The organism is uncultured Aquincola sp. (assembly GCF_964001545.1).
In the GTDB taxonomy this organism is placed as follows: Bacteria; Pseudomonadota; Gammaproteobacteria; order Burkholderiales; family Burkholderiaceae_C; genus Aquincola.
The window spans coordinates 1-17995 of sequence record NZ_CAXFDV010000476.1 but is presented as its reverse complement, the minus strand read 5'-3'; the positions used below and the strand labels follow the sequence as shown (position 1 = coordinate 17995).

General features: G+C 69.7%; 19 protein-coding genes. 9 read left to right on the top strand and 10 right to left on the bottom strand.

The features are described from left to right. Positions 1 to 62 precede the first annotated feature (62 nt). Positions 63 to 764 (bottom strand): 3-oxoacid CoA-transferase subunit A, encoded by a 702-nt coding sequence (locus ABNT58_RS16385; protein ID WP_348754518.1) that lies wholly within the window; start codon positions 762 to 764, stop codon positions 63 to 65. A 104-nt stretch (positions 765 to 868) separates the two neighbouring features. After that, a complete protein-coding gene (locus tag ABNT58_RS16380; RefSeq protein WP_348754517.1) occupies positions 869 to 1981 on the bottom strand; it encodes a saccharopine dehydrogenase family protein in 1113 nt (370 codons plus the stop codon). Positions 1982 to 2104: 123 nt separating this feature from the next. Between ABNT58_RS16380 and ABNT58_RS16375 the strand changes: the two genes are divergently transcribed. From ABNT58_RS16375 to ABNT58_RS16350, 6 genes are all read left to right on the top strand, one after another. Then, positions 2105 to 2548, top strand: coding sequence for an Lrp/AsnC family transcriptional regulator (locus tag ABNT58_RS16375; protein ID WP_348754516.1), 444 nt, complete (start codon positions 2105 to 2107; stop codon positions 2546 to 2548). 79 nt (positions 2549 to 2627) lie between these two features. Continuing rightward, the gene (locus tag ABNT58_RS16370; RefSeq protein ID WP_348754515.1) at positions 2628 to 3926 is read left to right on the top strand and encodes a DUF3391 domain-containing protein; all 1299 of its coding nucleotides are present in this window, start codon (positions 2628 to 2630) and stop codon (positions 3924 to 3926) included. Then, on the top strand, positions 3923 to 6004 hold the full coding sequence (locus ABNT58_RS16365; protein ID WP_348754514.1) for an EAL domain-containing protein: 2082 nt from the start codon (positions 3923 to 3925) through the stop codon (positions 6002 to 6004). The genes ABNT58_RS16370 and ABNT58_RS16365 overlap by 4 nt, the downstream gene beginning before the upstream one ends. Positions 6005 to 6065: 61 nt before the next feature. Beyond that, entirely contained in the window at positions 6066 to 6392 is a 327-nt protein-coding gene (locus ABNT58_RS16360) for a DUF1840 domain-containing protein (RefSeq protein WP_348754513.1), read from the top strand. 31 nt (positions 6393 to 6423) lie between these two features. Further along, positions 6424 to 7056: a YbhB/YbcL family Raf kinase inhibitor-like protein gene (locus tag ABNT58_RS16355; protein WP_348754512.1), complete on the top strand. Its 633-nt coding sequence runs from the start codon at positions 6424 to 6426 to the stop codon at positions 7054 to 7056. Further along, positions 7053 to 7700: a histidine phosphatase family protein gene (locus ABNT58_RS16350; RefSeq protein ID WP_348754511.1), complete on the top strand. Its 648-nt coding sequence runs from the start codon at positions 7053 to 7055 to the stop codon at positions 7698 to 7700. Before ABNT58_RS16355 ends, ABNT58_RS16350 begins: the two co-directional genes overlap by 4 nt. Positions 7701 to 7707: 7 nt before the next feature. On the opposite strand, the gene ABNT58_RS16345 is transcribed toward ABNT58_RS16350, so the two are convergent. The 7 genes from ABNT58_RS16345 to ruvB form a co-directional block, all read right to left on the bottom strand. After that, a complete protein-coding gene (locus ABNT58_RS16345; protein ID WP_348754510.1) occupies positions 7708 to 10950 on the bottom strand; it encodes a PilC/PilY family type IV pilus protein in 3243 nt (1080 codons plus the stop codon). 7 nt (positions 10951 to 10957) lie between these two features. Beyond that, the gene (locus ABNT58_RS16340; RefSeq protein ID WP_348754509.1) at positions 10958 to 11527 is read right to left on the bottom strand and encodes a PilX N-terminal domain-containing pilus assembly protein; all 570 of its coding nucleotides are present in this window, start codon (positions 11525 to 11527) and stop codon (positions 10958 to 10960) included. Next, on the bottom strand, positions 11524 to 12624 hold the full coding sequence (locus tag ABNT58_RS16335) for a PilW family protein (RefSeq protein WP_348754508.1): 1101 nt from the start codon (positions 12622 to 12624) through the stop codon (positions 11524 to 11526). Before ABNT58_RS16335 ends, ABNT58_RS16340 begins: the two co-directional genes overlap by 4 nt. Continuing rightward, positions 12611 to 13069: a pilus assembly protein PilV gene (locus ABNT58_RS16330; RefSeq protein WP_348754507.1), complete on the bottom strand. Its 459-nt coding sequence runs from the start codon at positions 13067 to 13069 to the stop codon at positions 12611 to 12613. Before ABNT58_RS16330 ends, ABNT58_RS16335 begins: the two co-directional genes overlap by 14 nt. Then, a complete protein-coding gene (locus ABNT58_RS16325) occupies positions 13069 to 13569 on the bottom strand; it encodes a GspH/FimT family pseudopilin (protein WP_348754506.1) in 501 nt (166 codons plus the stop codon). Before ABNT58_RS16325 ends, ABNT58_RS16330 begins: the two co-directional genes overlap by 1 nt. Next, entirely contained in the window at positions 13557 to 13979 is a 423-nt protein-coding gene (locus ABNT58_RS16320; RefSeq protein WP_348754505.1) for a type IV pilin protein, read from the bottom strand. Before ABNT58_RS16320 ends, ABNT58_RS16325 begins: the two co-directional genes overlap by 13 nt. A 238-nt stretch (positions 13980 to 14217) precedes the next feature. Beyond that, entirely contained in the window at positions 14218 to 15285 is a 1068-nt protein-coding gene (ruvB, locus tag ABNT58_RS16315) for a Holliday junction branch migration DNA helicase RuvB (protein ID WP_348754504.1), read from the bottom strand. A 192-nt stretch (positions 15286 to 15477) separates the two neighbouring features. On the opposite strand from ruvB, the gene ABNT58_RS16310 reads away from it, so the two are divergent. Next, a complete protein-coding gene (locus ABNT58_RS16310; RefSeq protein ID WP_348754503.1) occupies positions 15478 to 15945 on the top strand; it encodes a copper chaperone PCu(A)C in 468 nt (155 codons plus the stop codon). Here the strand turns inward: ABNT58_RS16310 and ABNT58_RS16305 are convergent. Continuing rightward, positions 15942 to 16388 carry a PACE efflux transporter gene (locus tag ABNT58_RS16305; RefSeq protein ID WP_348754502.1) on the bottom strand — a complete coding sequence of 149 codons (447 nt, stop codon included), beginning with the start codon at positions 16386 to 16388 and terminating at the stop codon, positions 15942 to 15944. The genes ABNT58_RS16310 and ABNT58_RS16305 overlap by 4 nt on opposite strands. Before the next feature lie 88 nt (positions 16389 to 16476). Here ABNT58_RS16305 and ABNT58_RS16300 point away from each other — a divergent pair, with 88 nt between their 5' ends. After that, positions 16477 to 17364, top strand: a complete 888-nt coding sequence (locus ABNT58_RS16300; protein ID WP_348754501.1) for a LysR family transcriptional regulator — start codon at positions 16477 to 16479, stop codon at positions 17362 to 17364. Between the two features lie 224 nt (positions 17365 to 17588). Next, positions 17589 to 17995: contractile injection system protein, VgrG/Pvc8 family (locus ABNT58_RS16295; RefSeq protein ID WP_348754500.1), on the top strand; the 407-nt coding region annotated here is incomplete at its 3' end.

The following is a 17995-nucleotide window of genomic DNA, read 5'->3' as shown; positions in this document are numbered from 1 at the left end:
GCGCAGCGGCGCGCCGAGCGTGGCCAGGCCGGCGGCGCCGGCCATGAAGAGGCGACGCCGCATCACGCGGCCTGCTTGAAGCCGCCGCCGGTGGTGGCCACGCGCGCCACCTGCACCACGCGCTGCACGAAGATGCCCGGCGTGACCACGGCCTCGGGGTCCAGGCTGCCCAGTTCCACCACGTCGTGCACGGTGGCGATGGTGACCTTGGCGGCCATGGCCATCACCGGGCCGAAGTTGCGGGCCGTCATGCGGTAGGTGAGGTTGCCCCAGCGGTCGCCGCGCTCGGCGCGAATGAGCGCGAAGTCGGCATGGATGGGCGACTCCAGCACGTACATGCGGCCGTTGATCTCGCGCGTTTCCTTGCCTTCGGCCAGCTGCGTGCCGTAGCCGGTGGGCGTGAAGAAGCCGCCGATGCCGGCACCGGCGGCGCGGATGCGCTCAGCCAGGTTGCCCTGGGGCACCAGTTCCAGCTCGATGTCGCCAGCGCGGTACAGCGCGTCGAAGTGGTGGCTGTCGGCCTGCCGCGGAAAGCTGCAGATGATCTTGCGCACCCGCCGCTTGGCCAGCAGCGCGGCCAGGCCGGTGTCGCCGTTGCCGGCGTTGTTGTTGACGATGGTCAGGTCTTTGGCGCCCTGGGCGATCAGGCCGTCGATCAGCTCGTTGGGCAGGCCGGCGGTGCCGAAGCCGCCGATCATCACCGTGGCGCCGTCGTGCACGTCGGCCAGCGCCGCTTCGATGGAAGGCGAGATTTTGTTGATCAAGGCGTCGTCTCCTGTTCGATATAAGAACACACGTTCTTCTAAAGAACATCATACGAACAACCGAGCCGCCTCGCAAGCTGCGGGCGGCCCGTCAACGCGGACATTCAGGCGGCGCGGGCCAGCGGCGGCGTGCTGGCGGCCGGCGCGTAGGCGGCGCCGAAGCGGTTGGCCAGGAAGTCGGCCAGCGGCACTTCTTCCTGGCGTACGAAGCCCTGCTGGGGCAGCCGGCCCTGGGTCAGCAGGTCCAGCATGGCGCACACGCTGCTGGCGGTGGTGATCTGGATCGCGCTGCGCGGCTGGCCCGCCACGCGGCCGCCGTAGATCTTGTGGGCGTAGCTGTCCTGCTGCAGCCGGCCGCCGCGCCAGCCGGTGACGGTGACGAACACGATCACCACGTCCTGCAGCGTGGCGGGCAGCGCGTTCTCCAGGATGTCCTTGAGCACCTCGCGCCGGTCCTTCAGGCGCAGGTCGTGCAGCAGCGCCTTCATCAGCGCGCCGTGGCCGGGGTAGCGGATGCTGCGGTAGTTGAGCGAGCGCACACGGCCTTCCAGCGTCTCGCACAGCGTGCCCAGGCCGCCGCTGGTGTTGAAGGCTTCGTAGAGCACGCCGTCCAGCGCGAACTGCTCGCGCTCTTCCAGCGCCGGCACTTCGGTGCGGCGGCCATCGACGATGGCCTCGCAAGGCTGGATGTACTCGTTGATGACGCCGTCGGTGCTCCAGGTCAGGTTGTAGTTGAAGGCATTGCTGGGGTAGGCGGGCAGGGCGCCGACGCGCAGGCGCACCGCATCCAGCGTGTCGAAGCCGCGCGCCAGGTCGGCGGCCACGATGCTGATGAAGCCCGGCGCCAGGCCGCACTGGGGCACGAAGGCATGGCCTGCCCCCTGCGCCAGCTCGCGGATGCGGCGGGTGCTGGCCACGTCTTCGGTGAGGTCGAAGTAGTGCACGCCCACGGCGCGCGCCGCCTCGGCGATGGGCACCGTCATGTGCCAGGGCGCGGCGCTGACCACCGCATGGCGCCCGCGCAGCGCCGCCTGCAGGGCCGCGGTGTCGGTCACGTCCAGGGCCAGCGCCTGCAGCCGCTGGCCCGTGGGCACCGCCGCTGCCAATGCGTCGGGCGAGCGGTCGGCCAGGGTGACGCGGTAATCGCCGCTGTCGGCCAGCAGGCCGGCCACGACCTGGCCGATCTGGCCGGCACCGATGACGAGGATGTCTTTCATGAGGGCTCCTGCGAAGGTGGCGGTGGATGCCGCGCATCTTCAGCCGGACTTCGGCCGATTGCAGCCCACAAGCCGACGAAATGCAGGCCCTGCCACGTCGCATCGCTGACTAGACTTGACGACATGACGAAGTTGCCCCTGCTGGACGACACCGACCGCGCACTACTGGCGTTGCTGCGCGAAAACGCCCGCCTGCCCGCTGCCGACCTGGCGCGGCGGCTGGGCGTGGCGCGCACCACGGTGCAAAGCCGGCTGCAGCGGCTGGAACGCCAGGGCGCGATCGCCGGCTACACCGTGGTGGTGCCGGACGAGGCGGAAGCGGCGCTGGTGCGCGCGCATGTGATGGTGATCGCCGGGCCCAAGCAGGGTGCCTCCATCACCGCGGCGCTGCGGCGCATTCCGGAGGTGCGCACCTTGCTGTCGGTCAGCGGGCCCTACGACCTGATCGCGGTGGTGGCCGCGTCCTCGATCACCGAGCTCGACGCCCTGATCGACCGCATCGGTGCGCTCGACGGCGTGGAGCGCACCACCTCGGCCATCGTGCTGTCCACGCGCATCCAGCGTTGAGCGGGCGGGCTTCAAGTTCCTGATACATCTGGCCGACAACCTTTTTAACCGCTTCCGTCATTTCTCTCGCCTGCTCGCCATGTCCACCGCCTCCATCGACGTCAGCGAACTGCGCATCGGCATGTTCGTTCACCTGGACCTCGGGTGGATGTCGCATCCGTTCCCGCTCAGCAGCTTCCGCATCGGCGATGCGGAGCAGATCGCGACCATCCGCAGCCTGGGGTTGACGCGCATCCGCTGGAGCCCCGAGCGCAGCGACCCCGTGACCACCCCGCAGCCGGCGCAGGCCGATGCACAGGCCGCCAGCCAGGAAGCCGAGACGCCCGAGCAGCTGCAACGCCGGCAGCGCCGCGCGGCGCTGGCCAGCCAGCGCGAAGCCCTGCTGCAGTGCGAGCGCCAGTACGCCGAGGCCAGCAAGTCGTGGCGCGCCGCCGCTGCCATGGCGCAGTCCGACCCGGTGGGCGCCCGCGTGCGCAGCGAGGTGTTCACGCAGGCGCTGGTGCAGAAGATGCTGGCCGACCGCGAGATGTGCATCCGCCTGCTCACCGAAAGCGCGGGCGACCGCAGCACCGCGCATTCGCTCAACGTCAGCGTCATCTCGCTGCTGATGGGCAAGCTGTTCGGCCTGTCGGAGGTCGACATGACCGACCTGGGCATGGGCGCGCTGCTCCACGACATCGGCAAGGTGGAACTGCCTTCGCGCGTGCGCTACCTCGAAGACCACTTCACCGGCGCTGAGACCCAGGCCTACCGCGAGCATGTGTCGCAGGGCGTGACGCTGGGCCGCAAGATGGGCCTGTCGCCCGGCGCGCTGCTGGTGATCGCCCAGCACCATGAGCAGGCCGACGGCACCGGCTTTCCGCAGCGGCTGAACGTCGACCGCATGACGACGGCCGCGCGCATCGTCTCGCTGGTCAACCGCTACGACAACCTGTGCAACCCGGTGTCGCCGGCCAAGGCGCTGACGCCGCACGAAGCCTTGTCGGTGATGTTCGCCCAGGGCAAGCACAAGTTCGACGTGACCATGCTCAACGCCTTCATCCGCATGATGGGCGTGTACCCGCCGGGCTCGGTGGTGCAGCTGACGGACGAGCGCTACGCCATCGTGGTGGGTGTCAATTCGTCGCGCCCGCTCAAGCCGCGGGTGCTGGTGCACGACAGCCGTGTGCCGCGCGACGAGGCGCTGCACATGAACCTCGAGGACGAGCCCACGCTGGGCATCCGCCGCAGCCTCAAGGCCAGCCAGCTGCCGCAGGCGTCGATGGAATACCTGGCGCCGCGCCAGCGCATCACCTACTACTTCGAGCCGGTGCCGCCGGCCGAGCAGGAGTTCCCGGCTTCCGAGAACGAGCTGACCAGCGAAGGGATGGCCGAGTGACGACGTCTTCGCTGGCTGTACCGCTGCTGCAGGGGCCTGTCGCGCTGGACAGCCAGACGATCGCGCTCGTGGAGGGGCTGTGGGAGCCGGCCTGGCTGGTGGACGCGCACAACCTGCACGTGGTGGCCATCAATGAACCGGCGCTGGCGCTGCTGGGCCGCCCGCGCGCCGACATCATCGACCAGCCCGCCGACACCCTGCTGGACACGCCCGAAGACCTGGCCTTCTGGGCCGCGCAGCGCTGGCCCGGCGCGGGCGACGAGCTGCTGTCGCGCACGCTGCTGCTGCGCGCCGAGGGCGAGCCTCTGCACCTGGAGCGGCGCATCCACCGCCTGGCCACGCACGGCCTGCCGCAGCTGCTGCTGGTGTCGCTGCGCGACCTGACGCCCGAGCGCCAGGCCCTGGAAGAGCGCGAGACGCTGATCTCCGAGCTGCGCGCCACGCTCGAAGCCACCGCCGACGGCCTGCTGGTGACCGACCTGCGCGGCCACATCCGCGCCTTCAACCGCCGCTTCGCGCAGCTGTGGGCGCTGCCCGACCACCTGGCCAGCGGCCGCGACGAAGCCATCTACACCTGGATGCTGCAAGCCGTGCTGGAGCCGCATACCTACCAGCGCCACCTGGAAGCCATCGAGCGGGGCGCCCTGGTGCCGGCCACCGACCGCGTGACCCTGCGCAACGGCATGGTGCTGGAACGCGTGGTGCACACGCAATGGAGCCATGGCCGGCCCATCGGCCGCGTGTGGTCGTTCCGCGACCTGAGCGAGCGGTTGGCGGCCGACCAGCGCATCGAGACCCTGTCCACCACCGACGCACTGACCGGCGTGCCCAACCGCCGGCAGCTGAGCGAGCGGCTGTCATCGGCGATTGCCGAAGCCCAGCGCCGCCGCGGCCGCCTGGCCCTGCTGCTGCTGGACGTGGACGCCTTCAAGCAGATCAACGACAGCCTGGGCCAGGGCATCGGCGACCGCGTGCTGGTGGAGCTGTGCCAGCGCATCCGCAGCGCGCTGCGCGCCGGCGACGTGGTGGGCCGCGTGGGCGGCGACCAGTTCGCGGTGCTGCTGCACCATGCCGGCACCGAGGCGGCCGAGCATGCGGCGCGCCGCGTGCTGCGCGCCACCGAGGCGCCTTACGAGATCGAAGGCGCGCAGTTCACGCTGACCTGCAGCATCGGCGTGGCCCTGTTCCCCGATGCGGCCGACACCGCGCACGACCTGCTGCGCCATGCCGAGACGGCGATGCTGGCCGCCAAGGCCGGCGGTCGTGCGGGCTTCCGCTTCCACCGCTCGGGCAGCCATGACGACGAGGTGCGCAAGCGCGTGCGGCTGGACCATGCGATGCGCCAGGCGCTGGCGCAGCACCGCTTCCGGCTGCACTACCAGCCGCAGGTCGACCTGGCCAGCGGCCGCATGATCGGCTGCGAGGCGCTGATCCGCTGGAAGGACGCGCACTACGGCGACATCTCGCCCGGCGACTTCATCCCCGTGGCCGAGGCCAGCGGCTTCATCGTGCAGATCGGCGACTGGGTGCTGAGCGAGGCCGTCGCCCAGGCCGCCCGGTGGTTGGCCGCGGACCAGCCGGTGCCGGTGTCCATCAACGTCTCGGCGCTGCAGTTCCAGCAGGCGGGCTTCGTGGCCCGCGTGGCGCAGGCCCTGGCCGATGCGCAGCTGCCGCCCGCGCTGCTGGAGCTGGAGCTGACCGAATCCATCCTGGTGCGCGATGCGGCCGAGGCGCTGGAGCGGCTGCAGGCGCTGGCCGGGCTGGGCGTGCGGCTGGCCATCGACGACTTCGGCACCGGCTACTCCAGCCTGGCCTACCTCAAGCGCTTTCCGCTGGATGCGCTGAAGATCGACCGCCGCTTCGTGCGCGGCCTGCCTGCCGACGAGAGCGACGTAGCCATCGTGCGCGCCATCGTGCAGATGGCCCATGCACTGGGCCTGAGCGTGGTGGCCGAAGGCGTGGAGCTGCCCGCGCAGCGCGACTTCCTGGCGCAGATCGGCTGCAACACCTACCAGGGCTTCCTGTTCGCGCCTGCGCTGGAACCCGACACGTTGCTGGGCCGGCTGACGGCTGCCTGACGAGGGGCCGGGGCGGCGGGGCACAATGCCCCATCCCCGTTCCATTCTCAGCAGGCAACCGATGATCTACAAGTTCAAGTCCAAGGCGGCCCCTGACGTGATCATGATGGGGCCGAACGGCGACCAGGTCCTGCGCCTGATCGGCCGCGAGCCCACGGCCAAGGGCATCCTGGAAGTGGCCGACATGCCGGCCGCCGTGGCCGCGCTGCGCGCCGCGGTCGAAGAAGAAGATGCACGCCGCCAGGCGACCCCCGAAGACGAAGCCGACGACGACGGCCCCCGCGGCAGCCGCGAGGGCGTGGTGTCGCTGCGCCAGCGCGCATGGCCGCTGATCGAGATGATCGAGCGCAGCCACAAGGCCGGCACCGACGTGGTCTGGGGCGTCTGAGTCCACAACACAACAGGAAGGGAGTGAGCAGATGAAACTCTGGAGCGACAGCTGGGCCAATGGCGAACCGATTCCGCCGCGTCATGCCGCGGGCCGGCTCGACGATGCAGGTGGCGTGGGCTTCTCCGACAACCTGAACCCGCACCTGGCCTGGAGCGACCTGCCCGCCGGCACCCAGTCGCTGGTGCTGGTGTGCCACGACTTCGACGTGCCCAGCAAGGGCGACGACGTCAACCAGCCCGACCGCGAAGTGCCGGCCGACCTGCCGCGCGTGGACTTCTTCCACTGGGTGCTGGTGGACCTGCCGCCATCGCTGACGCAGATCGCCGAAGGCGAGTTCAGCCAGGGCTTCACCGCCCGCGGCAAGCCCGGCCCGGCCACGCTGCACGGCGCGCGCCATGGCCTGAACGACTACACCGGCTGGTTCGCCGGCAACGCCGAGATGGCCGGCCAGTACTTCGGCTACGACGGCCCGTTCCCACCCTTCAACGATTCGCTGGTGCACCACTACGTGTTCACGCTGTATGCGCTGGACGTGGAGCGGCTGCCGGTGGAAGGCGCCTTCACCGGCCAGCAGGTGCGCGAGGCCATGGCCCCGCACGTGCTGGGCGAGGTGATGCACTCGGGCACCTACACCCTCAACAAGCGGCTGGCCCAGGCGTGACGCCGGCCACCCGCATCATCGCCATCCGCCACGGCGAGACGGACTGGAACGTCGCCACCCGCATCCAGGGCCACACCGACATTCCGCTCAACGACCAGGGTCGCTGGCAGGCCGGGCGCCTGGCCGAAGCCCTGGCCGACGAGCCGCTGGAAGCGGTGTATGCCAGCGACCTGGGCCGCGCCTTCGACACGGCGCAGGCCTTTGCCGCGCCCAAGGGACTGGCGGTGACCGCCGACGTGGGACTGCGCGAGCGGCGCTTCGGCAGCTTCGAGGGCATGAGCTTCGAGGAGATCGAGCAGCGCTGGCCCGACCAGGCGCTGCGCTGGCGCAAGCGCGACCCCGCCTTCGGGCCCGAGGGCGGCGAGACGCTGACCCAGTTCTACGAGCGGGTGGTGGCGGTGGTGCGGGGCCTGGCGCAACGCCACGCCGGCCAGAGCATCGCGCTGGTGTCGCACGGCGGCGTGCTCGACTGCCTGTACCGCGCCGCCACCCGGCTGGCGCTGGACGCGCCGCGCACCTGGCAGGTGGGCAACGCCAGCATCAACCGCCTGCTGCACACCGAAGGCGGCCTGACCCTGGTGGGCTGGAGTGACAACACCCACCTGGACACCGCGGCACGCGACGTGGGCGCGGCCGCGCCCTGAGCGCCGCCTAGCGGTCGCCGCGGCGGATCTGGCGCCAGGCGTTCTTGCGGTCGGTGACGCCGAACTTCAGCGGGATCACGGGCGGGTCGCCAGACGGGGCGCAGCTGTCGCCACTGCACACGCCTGTCTGGCGTTGCGCGACGATGCGGTCGCCATTGGCACCGCTGGTGCGCAGCAAGGTCACGGCAGATGACGAGGTTTGGCCCAGGTCGATGGCGGCGTATCCCATGTCCTCGACGTTTTTGCCGGTCAGCACGTCCAGCACGAAGAGCGAGGAATTGGACGCGCACTCCGACAGCAAGGCCTTGTTGGCCGTGAAGGCGATGGCGCCGAAGGCGATCGTCGGATCGTTGATCACCTGCAGGTTGTTCGGCAGGTCGATGTACCAGCCACGCCGGCTGCTCCAGTCGAAGTCGGTGCCAGTGGCGTCGACGGTGCTGTCGCTGTCGGTCACGAAGCTGCGGCGCACCAGGCTGTCGCGGGCGGAGCCCGCCAGCGCCGTGCCATCCTTGATGGCATAGAAGGTTTCGGTGGTGCCGCGGCCGAAATCGCTCACACCCAGCAGGCGGCCGGTGCCCACCAGGATCAGCCGGTCGCTGCCGTTGAACATGATCTCGGGCGCGGTGGTCACCGGTTGCGCGGTGGTGCCGGTCTTCAGCGTGGCCAGCTTCGTCGTCGTCTTGTCTTGCAGGTCGAAGTGCCACAGGTTGCCCTGCAGGTCGCCGCCGTACACGTGCACCACCTTGCCGTCGCCTTCCACCGCTGCATTGATCTGGGCCAGGCCCAGGTCGCCGCTGCCGCCGCCGTCGGCCACGAAGGTGTGCACCAGCTCGCCGGTGTCGGCATTGACCATGTACAGCCGGCCCTTGCCGTCGCTGCTGCCGTTGTAGCCCTGGGTGAACAGCACCACCGTGCCGTAGCTGCGCGTCTGCACCACCAGCGGCCGGCCCACTGACTGGCCCAGCGTGAAGCTGCCGCCGTTGCCGATGTCCCACAGCACATTGGTGGCCAGCTGCGTCTCGGTCAGGTTGCGCGGGTTGGTGACGTCGATGGCGTAGTAGCCCGGGCCGGCGGTCCCGCGTCCGGCCACCAGGTAGCGCTTGCTGCCCACCATCTGCACGGTGGGCGTGCCGTCGAGCAAGGTCTCGAAGTAGTAGTTGAGGTTGGCCGAGCTGGCCATGCTGGTGAGCACCGTGCCGGGCACGTAGGCCCACAGCTCGTCGCCTGTATCGACGTCCAGGGCGTGCATCATGCCGTCACCCGAAGCCGCGAACACCACCTTCGGCGCGGTGGACACCACCGGCTTGGCATTGATCACCGGGCCGATCAGCGAGCCGCGTGCGCGGTACTTGCTGCCTTCGCCGGTGCGGTCGCCGCGGAAATAGGCGGTCAGGCCCGCGCCGTCGGTGGACGACAGCGTGGCGCCGACGTTGGCGGTGGTAAAGGGCACGCGCGAGCCGCCGACGCTGGTGGCGATCACCCGGGCGGCGGTGCGATTGACCAGGCGATCGTTGGCCGACCAGGTGTAAGTCCCGGCGATGGCGCCCGTGTTGGTGTTCACCTCATTGGCGGTGATGTCGCCGGTCCAGCTGGACGAGGTGTACTTGCCCAGATAAGCCTTGCCGGTGCCGCGTGCCAGGTTCACCGTGTTGACGGACACCTCGCTTTGCGCGCCGGCCTGCTGGGCGATGTCGTTCAAGCCCCGCTGGATGGCAATGGCCGCCTGCGTCGGGTTGTCGGCCTTGTACATCTGGCCGCGGCCGTTGATGGTGGCATGCCACAGGTCGTCGATGGCGCTGGGTGTGTCCGGCTGCGGGTCGGGCCAGGTGAAGCTGGTGGTGAAGGGGTCGGTGATGCCCGGCCAGACCGTGCCACCGGCACCCAGCGTGATCGCATAGGTGTTCATGTGCAGGTTCCTGTTGCTGTCGGGGTTGCTCACCTGCTGGTTGGGCAGGCTGACGCGGCCGTCGGACAGCGGGTTGCCGGCGCCGGAGGTGCTGCGGTTGTTGCGCAGGTTCAGCGTGAAGTAGGCCAGGGCCACGTCGGCGAGCGAGTCGGCCTTGGTGGGCGCATACGGAAAACCGCTGCCGTAGGTGCTGCTGTTGTAGCTGGGCGGGGTGGCGGTGTCGTTGGCAAGGCCGTCGGTCACCACGAAGGCGTTGTTGCGCTGGCAGCTGTACTGGATGGCGGCCGAACTCGTCTTGTACTGCTCGCCGATGTACTTCAAGGTGGCAGTGGTCGGCGTGCCGCTGTCGGCCGGGTTGGTGTAGAACACCCCCGCCACGCGCCGACGGTTGGCTGCGTTGTCGGTGGCATCGCTGTCGTACATCGCCACATTGCCGCTGCGGCGGTTGAAGGCCACCACGCCCACGCGCATGCCGGTCAGGTTGTCCAGCACGCTGCCCATGGCGCCGGCCAGCATCAGCTTGCGCTTGCGGTAGTAGCTCCACCAGTTGGCGAAGTTCTGAAGGTCGGCGTTGTAGGCGGCGGTGGTGGTGTAGTTGGCGGGTTTGATCTCCACCTTTCGCAACCTGTGGCCGTCCGGGGTGCTCACGCAGGTGGTGGTCCAGGTGATGGGCGTGGTGGCCGTGCAGCTGTCATCGACCACCCAGTAGGTGGCCGGGTAGTAGATGGTCGTTACCGTCGCCGAGTTGTTGTAGACGACGCCGTCGGGCCGCAGCATGCCCGGCCGGTAGTAGACGGTGGCCACCTGGTCCGACGTCAGGTCCATGGTGACCGAGCCGGTGAGCGCCGGGTGCGACTTGGCGGCAGTGGGCGAGGCGTTGCCGTAGGTCTGCAGCGCACCGTCGTGGTAGGCCGGCTTCCACGGCGAATAGGTGATCGTTGGGTTGTAGTAGATCGGGTTGAACGCGCTCGAACGCATGGCCGCGAACTGAGGCGAGGGCGGCACGTTGCGGCCCAGTGAGTTGTCGTCGGCGTATTGCTTGGCGCCGGTGCCCGTTCCGTTCGGGAACAGGTAGTTCATGTAGTAGTCGCCCTTGGCCAGCAGCTTGCTGCCGTCCCAGAAGGTGCGGTTGGCCACGTTCCAGTTCAGCACGCCGTTGTAGGCACTGATCATGATCTCCCAGTCCATCGAGCCTGAATCGTCCATGCCGAAGATGACGTTGGGCTTGACGTTGACGTCGACCTTCAGCGGCCGCTTGGCCACGTCAGTGGCATGCGAGGCGGCGCCGTACATCAGGCCGGCCAGCGCGGCGCAGGCGACGGCGAATCGGGCGAGGGGCTTCATGGGTTTCTCAGCTCTTGGTGACCAGCGACTGGACAAACGTGCTCACGTCGGCCTGGCCGTTGCGGCCGATGGTGGTCACGCGCACGGTGATGCGGAATTGGCGGCCGGCCGGCGGGTCGTAGCTGCAGTCTTCCTGCTTGCAGGCCGCGCCACTCTGCGGCGCATTGGCCTGGCGCAGCAGGCATTCGCGCTGTGGGTTGGTCACGTTGGCCAGGCTGCACTGGCGGTCGACGAAGTAGCGCACGCTGTATTCGTTGTTGCTGCCCACCTGCACCTCGGGCGCGCTGTCCCAGTTCACGTTCAGTGGCACACCGTCGGCGTCGGTGGCGCGCTGTTGCGCGGCGTACCAGCTGCCGTCGTCGGCATCGGTGTTCACCAGTGCCACCACGCGCGCAAAGGCGGTGTTGATGCCCACCTCCGAGGCCTGCAGTGCACGTTCCTTGGCCGCCACGTTGCCGGCCACCAGGGTGCCTACTTCGGTCATGCGGGCCATCGACAGGCCACCGAGCAGCATCACCAGCAGCAGCACCAGCACCACGATCAACGTGACGCCTTGTTGGTCGCGAGGCCGCCTCATGGGCGCAGCCCCACGATGTAGTTGCGCAGCGGAATCATCAGGTCGTTGTTGCGGTAGCGGAAGCATTGCCAGGCGGTGCTGCCCACGTCGGTCGGCGTCACCGTGAGGTTGTCAGCCGCATCGAACAGCGGGATCGCGGCGGTGGTGGCGCTGCAGGACTCACCGGCCTTGGGCAGCTCGGCCTGCGGGCTGCGCGTCACCAGGTTCATACGCAACGCGCGCACGCGCTGCGCGTCGGCCGCGCTGGTCGGCTGGCCCCAGGTGCCGCCACCGGGCGCGGCGGCGTCGGGCTCCACCCAGCCCTGGAGGGTGTCCGCGCCGGCAGCGACGATGCCCAACCGCACCCGCAGCGCCACCACGTTGCGCACCAGCGCGACCGTGGCGTTGGCACCCGCCTGCAGGGGCAATTCCAGCTGCAGGTTGCCCTGCACCACGCGGTAGCGGTGCCATTGCAGGGCGCCCAGCAGCGAGACCCGCGCGCCGATGGGATAAAGCGCCGGGTTGGTGATGGCGGCGCCCTGGTTGTGCAGGCCGGCGGCAGCGAAGCTCAGCGTCTGCGGTGTGGTTTCGGTGGACGCGACGACCGCGGTGACGCTGCGTGCGGTGCAGGGCGTGCCCAGTGCGGCGGGGGCCAGCAGCACCGCATCGCCGACGCTGGCGGGCAGGTAGGTCTGCAGCTCGGCCTGCATCATGTTGGAGGCGGTGCGCAGCGCCACGTTGGCGCCACCGGCCACCGCAGTGGCGTACACCAGGTCGAGTTGGTCCTGGCCGCCCGCGCGGGTGACGCGCACCGGCGAGAAGCTGGCCTGGTCCAGCACCGTGGCGCCCACCCGCAGGTTCAGGCCGCTGCACATGTATGCGCCGTTGCCGAAGAAGCCCAGGCCGGCCTGGGCCGCGTCTTCCTTGATCTGCGCCAGCGTGGTGGCACCGCTGACCACGGCGGCACCCGCGCCCAGGCCCTGGCGCTGCATCGCGCCAAAGACCATGGCGCTGCTGCTGGCGGCCAGGCCGACCAGCAGCGAGATGACGATGCCGATCATCAGCTCGATGATGGACAGGCCGCGCTGGGCGGCGCCCCCGCGTCTAGAAGCGCACATCGGTCACCACCTCGACGTAAGGTGCGTTGGCCGCGTCCTCGCCTGCGTCCTGCTGCAGCTTGCCGGTCCAGCCCAGGCGGATGGTCAGGCGTCCGTTGGCGGCGTTGAGCGTGGACGTGGCGCTGGCCGCGCCCGGCAGTGCAGCCAGCGTGGCCGCGCGCCAGTTGTCGGTCAGGGTGCGGGCCGCCGCATTGCCGCAGACGCCGGCGGCCGGCGCGGTGTAGCAGGCGGCGTTGGCCGGCTGGTCGATGCGTACCAGGCTGGCCAGCTGGTCGGCCATGCGCAGCGCCTGCAGGCGCACCTGGCCGTCGGTGCCGGCCTTGACCACCTTGGCCTGGAAGCGCGACATGCCCAGCAGGCCGAACACCAGCACCACCATGGCAATCAAGGCTTCCAGCATGCCGAAGCCACGCAGCGCATGGCGGCGGGTGCGAGGCGTGCGCATCAGCTGCATTCCGATTGGATGGGGCACAGCCGCACACCGCCGCCGGCTTCGACCACCAGGGCCGGGCAGCGGATGTCGGTGGAGCAGGTCACCCCGGTCTTGATGAAGTTGAAGGTCTGCGTGGTGCCGGCGGGCCAAGTGCGGCCTTCGCTGCCGAAGTCCACCGTGGCCGCGGCCGACAGGCGCACGCCGTCGGGCAGCGTCACGGTGCGCAGCACCGTGCCGGCGTCAGCGGCGGCCAGGCCCACGCGGTCGATCACCTGCACCGTGCTGCCGTCGATGGACAGGCGCACCCGGCCGTTGCGCTTGATGGCTTCGCTTTGCGCGTACATCGCGCTGCTGTAGGCGCTGTTGCCGGCCTCGCGCAGCCGCGAGTTCTGCACGTAGTCGCCCAGGTAAGGCAGGCCGGCGATCATCAGGATGCCGGCGATGGCCACGGTGACCATCAGCTCGATCAGCGTCAGGCCGCGCGCGGCGCGGCGTTGCGTCAGGTGTCGCATACCGAGCCCTTGGTGGACCAGCAGGTGTCGTTGGTGCCCTTGGGGTGGGCCGTGGTGGCGCGGGTGCCCGCCTGGTTGATGGTGTAGGTGTAGCCGCTCATGGCGCCGCTGCCGGTGGCCGTGGCGGTGTAGCCGTTGGCGCCGTTGGCCGCGCAGGTGATGGTGAAGTTGGGCACGTTGGCGGGCACGGCCACGGCGCAGGCGCCGTTGTTGGCAAAGCTGCCGGTGTCCTGGAAGCGCTGCTCCATCCGCACCTGGTAGCTCGACAGCGCGTCCAGCGCCGGCGGCACCCGTGAACGCTGCACATAGCTGTTGTAGGCCGGCAGGGCCACGGCCGACAGGATGGCCACGATGGCCACGGCGACCATCAGCTCGATCAGGGTGAAGCCGCGTTGGCGGAAGGCGTGCATGTGAAATTCCTGGAAGGGCCGGGCCCGTGGGGCTTTCGCCGGGTTCGATCCAGGTATCGGAGCGGCGGCCACCGGCTTGAGCCGGCCGCCGCGCGGCACGGATCAACGGCGGCGTCGGGCCGACGAGCGGCAACGCCATCGTCGCCCGGCCGGGCCGGGGGTGGTCGGTGGAACAGACGGGCGCCGAACCGCCTGTTCGGCGCCGTGGCGGGCGGCCGCTACGGGCGCGGGCGGCGCGTCAGCTGCTGAAGAGGTCGCCGCCGCCGCTGGCCGGCGGGGCCACGCCCAGGTGGCGGTAGGCGGCCAGCGTGGCGATGCGCCCGCGCGGCGTGCGCTGCAGGTAGCCCTGCTGGATGAGGTAGGGCTCGATCACGTCTTCGATCGTGCCGCTTTCTTCGCCGATGGCGGCGGCCACGTTGTCCAGGCCCACCGGTCCGCCATCGAAGCGGTGCACCACCGCTTCCAGCAGCTTGCGGTCCATCACGTCCAGGCCGTGCGGGTCCACGTCCAGCATGGCCAGCGCCAGGTCGGCGATCGCCTTGTCGATGCGGCCATTGCCCTTGACCTCGGCATAGTCGCGCACCCGGCGCAGCAGCCGGTTGGCGATGCGGGGCGTGCCGCGTGAGCGGCGGGCGATCTCGGCGGCGCCGACGGCGTCGATCGGCGCATTCAGCAGCCCGGCCGAGCGGTGCACGATGCGCGCCAGTTCTTCAGGTGTGTAGAACTCCAGCCGCGCCACGATGCCGAAGCGGTCGCGCAGCGGGTTGGTCAGCATGCCGGCGCGGGTGGTGGCGCCCACCAGCGTGAAGGGCTGCAGGTCCAGCTTGATCGAGCGGGCCGCCGGGCCTTCGCCGATCATGATGTCGATCTGGTAGTCCTCCAGCGCGGGGTACAGGATCTCCTCGACCACCGGCGACAGGCGGTGGATCTCGTCGATGAAGAGCACGTCGTTCTTCTCGAGGTTGGTGAGGATGGCCGCCAGGTCCTTCGGCTTTTCCAGCACCGGGCCCGAGGTCTGGCGCAGGTTCACGCCCAGCTCGGTGGCGATGATGTGGCTGAGCGTGGTCTTGCCCAGCCCCGGCGGGCCGAACAGCAGCACATGGTCCAGCGCCTCGGCCCGCTTCTTGGCCGCGCCGATGAAGATCTCGAGCTGCTCACGCGCCTTGGCCTGCCCCACGTACTCGGCCAGGCCCTTGGGGCGCAGCGCGCGCTCGATGGCTTCCTCGTTGGGCGACGACGGCGCGGCGCTCACCATGCGGCGCGCGGGCAGGGCAGGGGCGCCGAAATCGTCGGTCTGGATGCTCATGGCCCATTATCCCCAGCGGGCTCAGGCGGCTAACATGCCCGCCTCGTGAGCACCGCGTCCGCCTTTGCGCTGCCAGGGGCGTTGCCTCGGTGACCTCGGTCCACAGTTGCGGCTGCTCGCCATGGGCGAGCGGTCGACCCGCCGGTGCGCCCAGCTCCCACTGGCTGCGCGCCGTCATCCCAGGAGAACGACATGACCCTCAAGACCCGAATCGCCACGCTGGCGCTGCTGGCCGCCGCTGCCACCGCCGCCATGGCCCAACCCAAGGTGGAAGGCGCCTGGTCGCGGCCCACGGTGCAGGGCCAGAAGGCCGGCGGCGGCTTCCTGCGCATCGAAAGCCCGACGGCCGACCGACTGGTGGGCGGCAGCAGCCCGGTGGCCGGCCGCGTGGAACTGCACACGATGAAGATGGAAGGCGATGTGATGCGCATGCGCGAGGTCGACGGCATCGAGGTGCCTGCCGGCCAGGCCGTGGCGCTGCAGCCCGGCGGCTTGCATCTGATGCTGATGGACCTGAAGTCGCCGCTGAAGGCCGGCGACCGCTTTCCGCTGACGCTGAAGTTCGAGAAGGCGGGCGAGGTGCCGGTGCAGGTGGAGGTGCGCAGCGCCGCGCCCGGTGGCAAGGCCGAGGCCGAAGGCCACGGCACTCATAAACACTAAGCCTGCGTGCAGGCCTGCCCGCCCGGCGCTGACGAGGCCGGCAGGCCGAACACCCGGTCGAAGCCCCAGTTGAAGACGAAGGTGTAGACCAGGAAGAACAGCACGAAGCCCAGGTCGGCCACCAGCGCCTCCCACAGGCTGATGTCCAGCCACCAGGCGAAGGTGGGCACCAGCAGCGCCACCAGGCCGCCCTCGAAGCCCACCGCATGGGCGATGCGGCGCTTCAAGCTGCGGCCACGCACGGCCTGGCGGGCCTCCCAGCGCTCGAAGAAGTGCGTGAAGGTCAGGTTCCACAGCACCGCGATGATGGAGCTCATCACCGCCAGCGCGCCCGAATGGCCCAGACCCTGGCCGAACACCAGCGCCAGCGTGACGGCGACGATGGTGATGGCGATCGCTTCGTACAGCGTGATGAAGACGATTCGGCGCTTGATGCCTTGCATGGTGGAGTCCTGCTTGTCCCTGGGCCGCCACTGTAGTTGCGTGGTGCTGATATATAAAGTCGGCTTCTTTCAGTTTTGCTGACAGATCATGGCCTTCACCGCCGACAACGTGCCCGTATTCCTGGCCGTGCTGGACCACGGCTCCTTCTCGGCTGCCGCGCGTGCGCTGGGGCGCGTGCCCTCAGCCGTCAGCATGGCCATGGCCCACCTGGAGGCCGAGCTGGGGTTGACGCTGTTCGACCGCAGCGGTCGCGAGCCGCGGCCGACGCAGGCGGCGCTGTCGCTGGCACCGCAGGCGCGGGCGCTGGCGGCGCAGGCGCGCCAGCTGCAGGCGCATGCGCTGGCGCTGTCGCAGGGGCTGGAGACGCGGCTGACGCTGGCCATCGCGCCTGAGCTGCTCACCGCGCCCTGGAGCCATGCGCTGCAGGGCCTGGCGCAGGATTACCCGCTGCTGGAAGTGGAGGTGCTGGCGGCCCCGCAGGCCGATGCGCTGGCCATGCTGCACAGTGGCCGCGCCCAGCTGGCGCTGGTGTTCGAGCGGCCCAGCCTGGACGGGCGCGAGGGCTTCCAGGAGATCGGCGCCGAAACGCTGGTGCTGGTGATGGCGCCCGGCCATCCGGCGCTGGCCGCCATGGCGCCGGGCGAAAAGTTGTGCGAGCACCACCTGATCGACAACCGGCAGATCGTGGTGGCCGGCCGCGAGCCAGGGCAGGGCGACAGCCGCTTCGAGTTCGCCCGCCACCGCTGGCGCACCGACAACGCGCTGGCGGCGCTCAGCCTCATCCTGGCCGGCGTGGGCTTCGGCTGGCTGCCACGCAGCTTGGTGCAGCCTCACGTGGCCGCGGGCCGGCTGGTGGAAATGGCCTTCGAGAACCTTTCCAACGGCAACACCTTGTGGGTGGACCTGGTGTGGTCGAAAGAGCGGCCGATGGGGCCTGCGGCACGGCGGTTCGTCGAGCGGATGCGATCCGGCTGAAGATTCAGCACCAGAGTGGCCGATGAAACGAGCCCCCCAGCGGTGCCGCGCGCCTCTTGACGGTGAATAGCAGCCTTGAAGTTGGGCCGGGGCGAGACGAAGCTGGGGAATGCCTGGCGGAGTTTTCAGGCAGAGATTGAGCGGTTGATGGCAATCGCAAGCAGTCTGGCCGGCGCCCGCGATTGAGCTGGGTGCCTTGTTCCCCGCAGCCTTGTCTGGCCGACATGAACCAGAGACGCCCCGCTGTACCCCTGTTCAGCGGCGAACGCGCGCTGACGATCAGCAGCCCCGCGATCCCGCAGCACCTGGGCCGGCCGGCACTTGTGCCGCTGCGGCTGAGCGGCCGGGAAGAGATCAACGGCTTGTTCGAGTACCGGCTGGTGCTGCAGACGCCCGATGAGCTGGCGGAGTTCGGCGGCCCGATGCGGGGTGCCAACTTCAGCCTGCCCGACATGGTGGGCCGTGAGATCTCATGCTGCATCGAGCTGGAAGGCCGTGGCGCTGGTGAGCGCCAGATCAACGCGTTGATCACCGAAGCCCGCCTGCTGGGCGAAGACAGCCGGCATGCGCTCTATGCGCTGACGCTGCGACCCTGGCTGTACCTGGCCACGCTGAGCACCGACTGCAAGGT

Bases quoted from the DNA above. Each gene is read 5' to 3' on its own strand.
- ABNT58_RS16330 (WP_348754507.1), bottom strand. From the start codon at position 13,069: ATGCGCACGCCTCGCACCCGCCGCCATGCGCTGCGTGGCTTCGGCATG.
- ABNT58_RS16355 (WP_348754512.1), top strand. From the start codon at position 6,424: ATGAAACTCTGGAGCGACAGCTGGGCCAATGGCGAACCGATTCCGCCG.
- ruvB (WP_348754504.1), bottom strand. From the start codon at position 15,285: ATGAGCATCCAGACCGACGATTTCGGCGCCCCTGCCCTGCCCGCGCGC.
- ABNT58_RS16375 (WP_348754516.1), top strand. From the start codon at position 2,105: ATGACGAAGTTGCCCCTGCTGGACGACACCGACCGCGCACTACTGGCG.
- ABNT58_RS16360 (WP_348754513.1), top strand. From the start codon at position 6,066: ATGATCTACAAGTTCAAGTCCAAGGCGGCCCCTGACGTGATCATGATG.
- ABNT58_RS16320 (WP_348754505.1), bottom strand. From the start codon at position 13,979: ATGCACGCCTTCCGCCAACGCGGCTTCACCCTGATCGAGCTGATGGTC.
- ABNT58_RS16335 (WP_348754508.1), bottom strand. From the start codon at position 12,624: ATGTGCGCTTCTAGACGCGGGGGCGCCGCCCAGCGCGGCCTGTCCATC.
- ABNT58_RS16300 (WP_348754501.1), top strand. From the start codon at position 16,477: ATGGCCTTCACCGCCGACAACGTGCCCGTATTCCTGGCCGTGCTGGAC.
- ABNT58_RS16345 (WP_348754510.1), bottom strand. From the start codon at position 10,950: ATGAAGCCCCTCGCCCGATTCGCCGTCGCCTGCGCCGCGCTGGCCGGC.
- ABNT58_RS16340 (WP_348754509.1), bottom strand. From the start codon at position 11,527: ATGAGGCGGCCTCGCGACCAACAAGGCGTCACGTTGATCGTGGTGCTG.
- ABNT58_RS16310 (WP_348754503.1), top strand. From the start codon at position 15,478: ATGACCCTCAAGACCCGAATCGCCACGCTGGCGCTGCTGGCCGCCGCT.
- ABNT58_RS16370 (WP_348754515.1), top strand. From the start codon at position 2,628: ATGTCCACCGCCTCCATCGACGTCAGCGAACTGCGCATCGGCATGTTC.
- ABNT58_RS16380 (WP_348754517.1), bottom strand. From the start codon at position 1,981: ATGAAAGACATCCTCGTCATCGGTGCCGGCCAGATCGGCCAGGTCGTG.
- ABNT58_RS16325 (WP_348754506.1), bottom strand. From the start codon at position 13,569: ATGCGACACCTGACGCAACGCCGCGCCGCGCGCGGCCTGACGCTGATC.
- ABNT58_RS16305 (WP_348754502.1), bottom strand. From the start codon at position 16,388: ATGCAAGGCATCAAGCGCCGAATCGTCTTCATCACGCTGTACGAAGCG.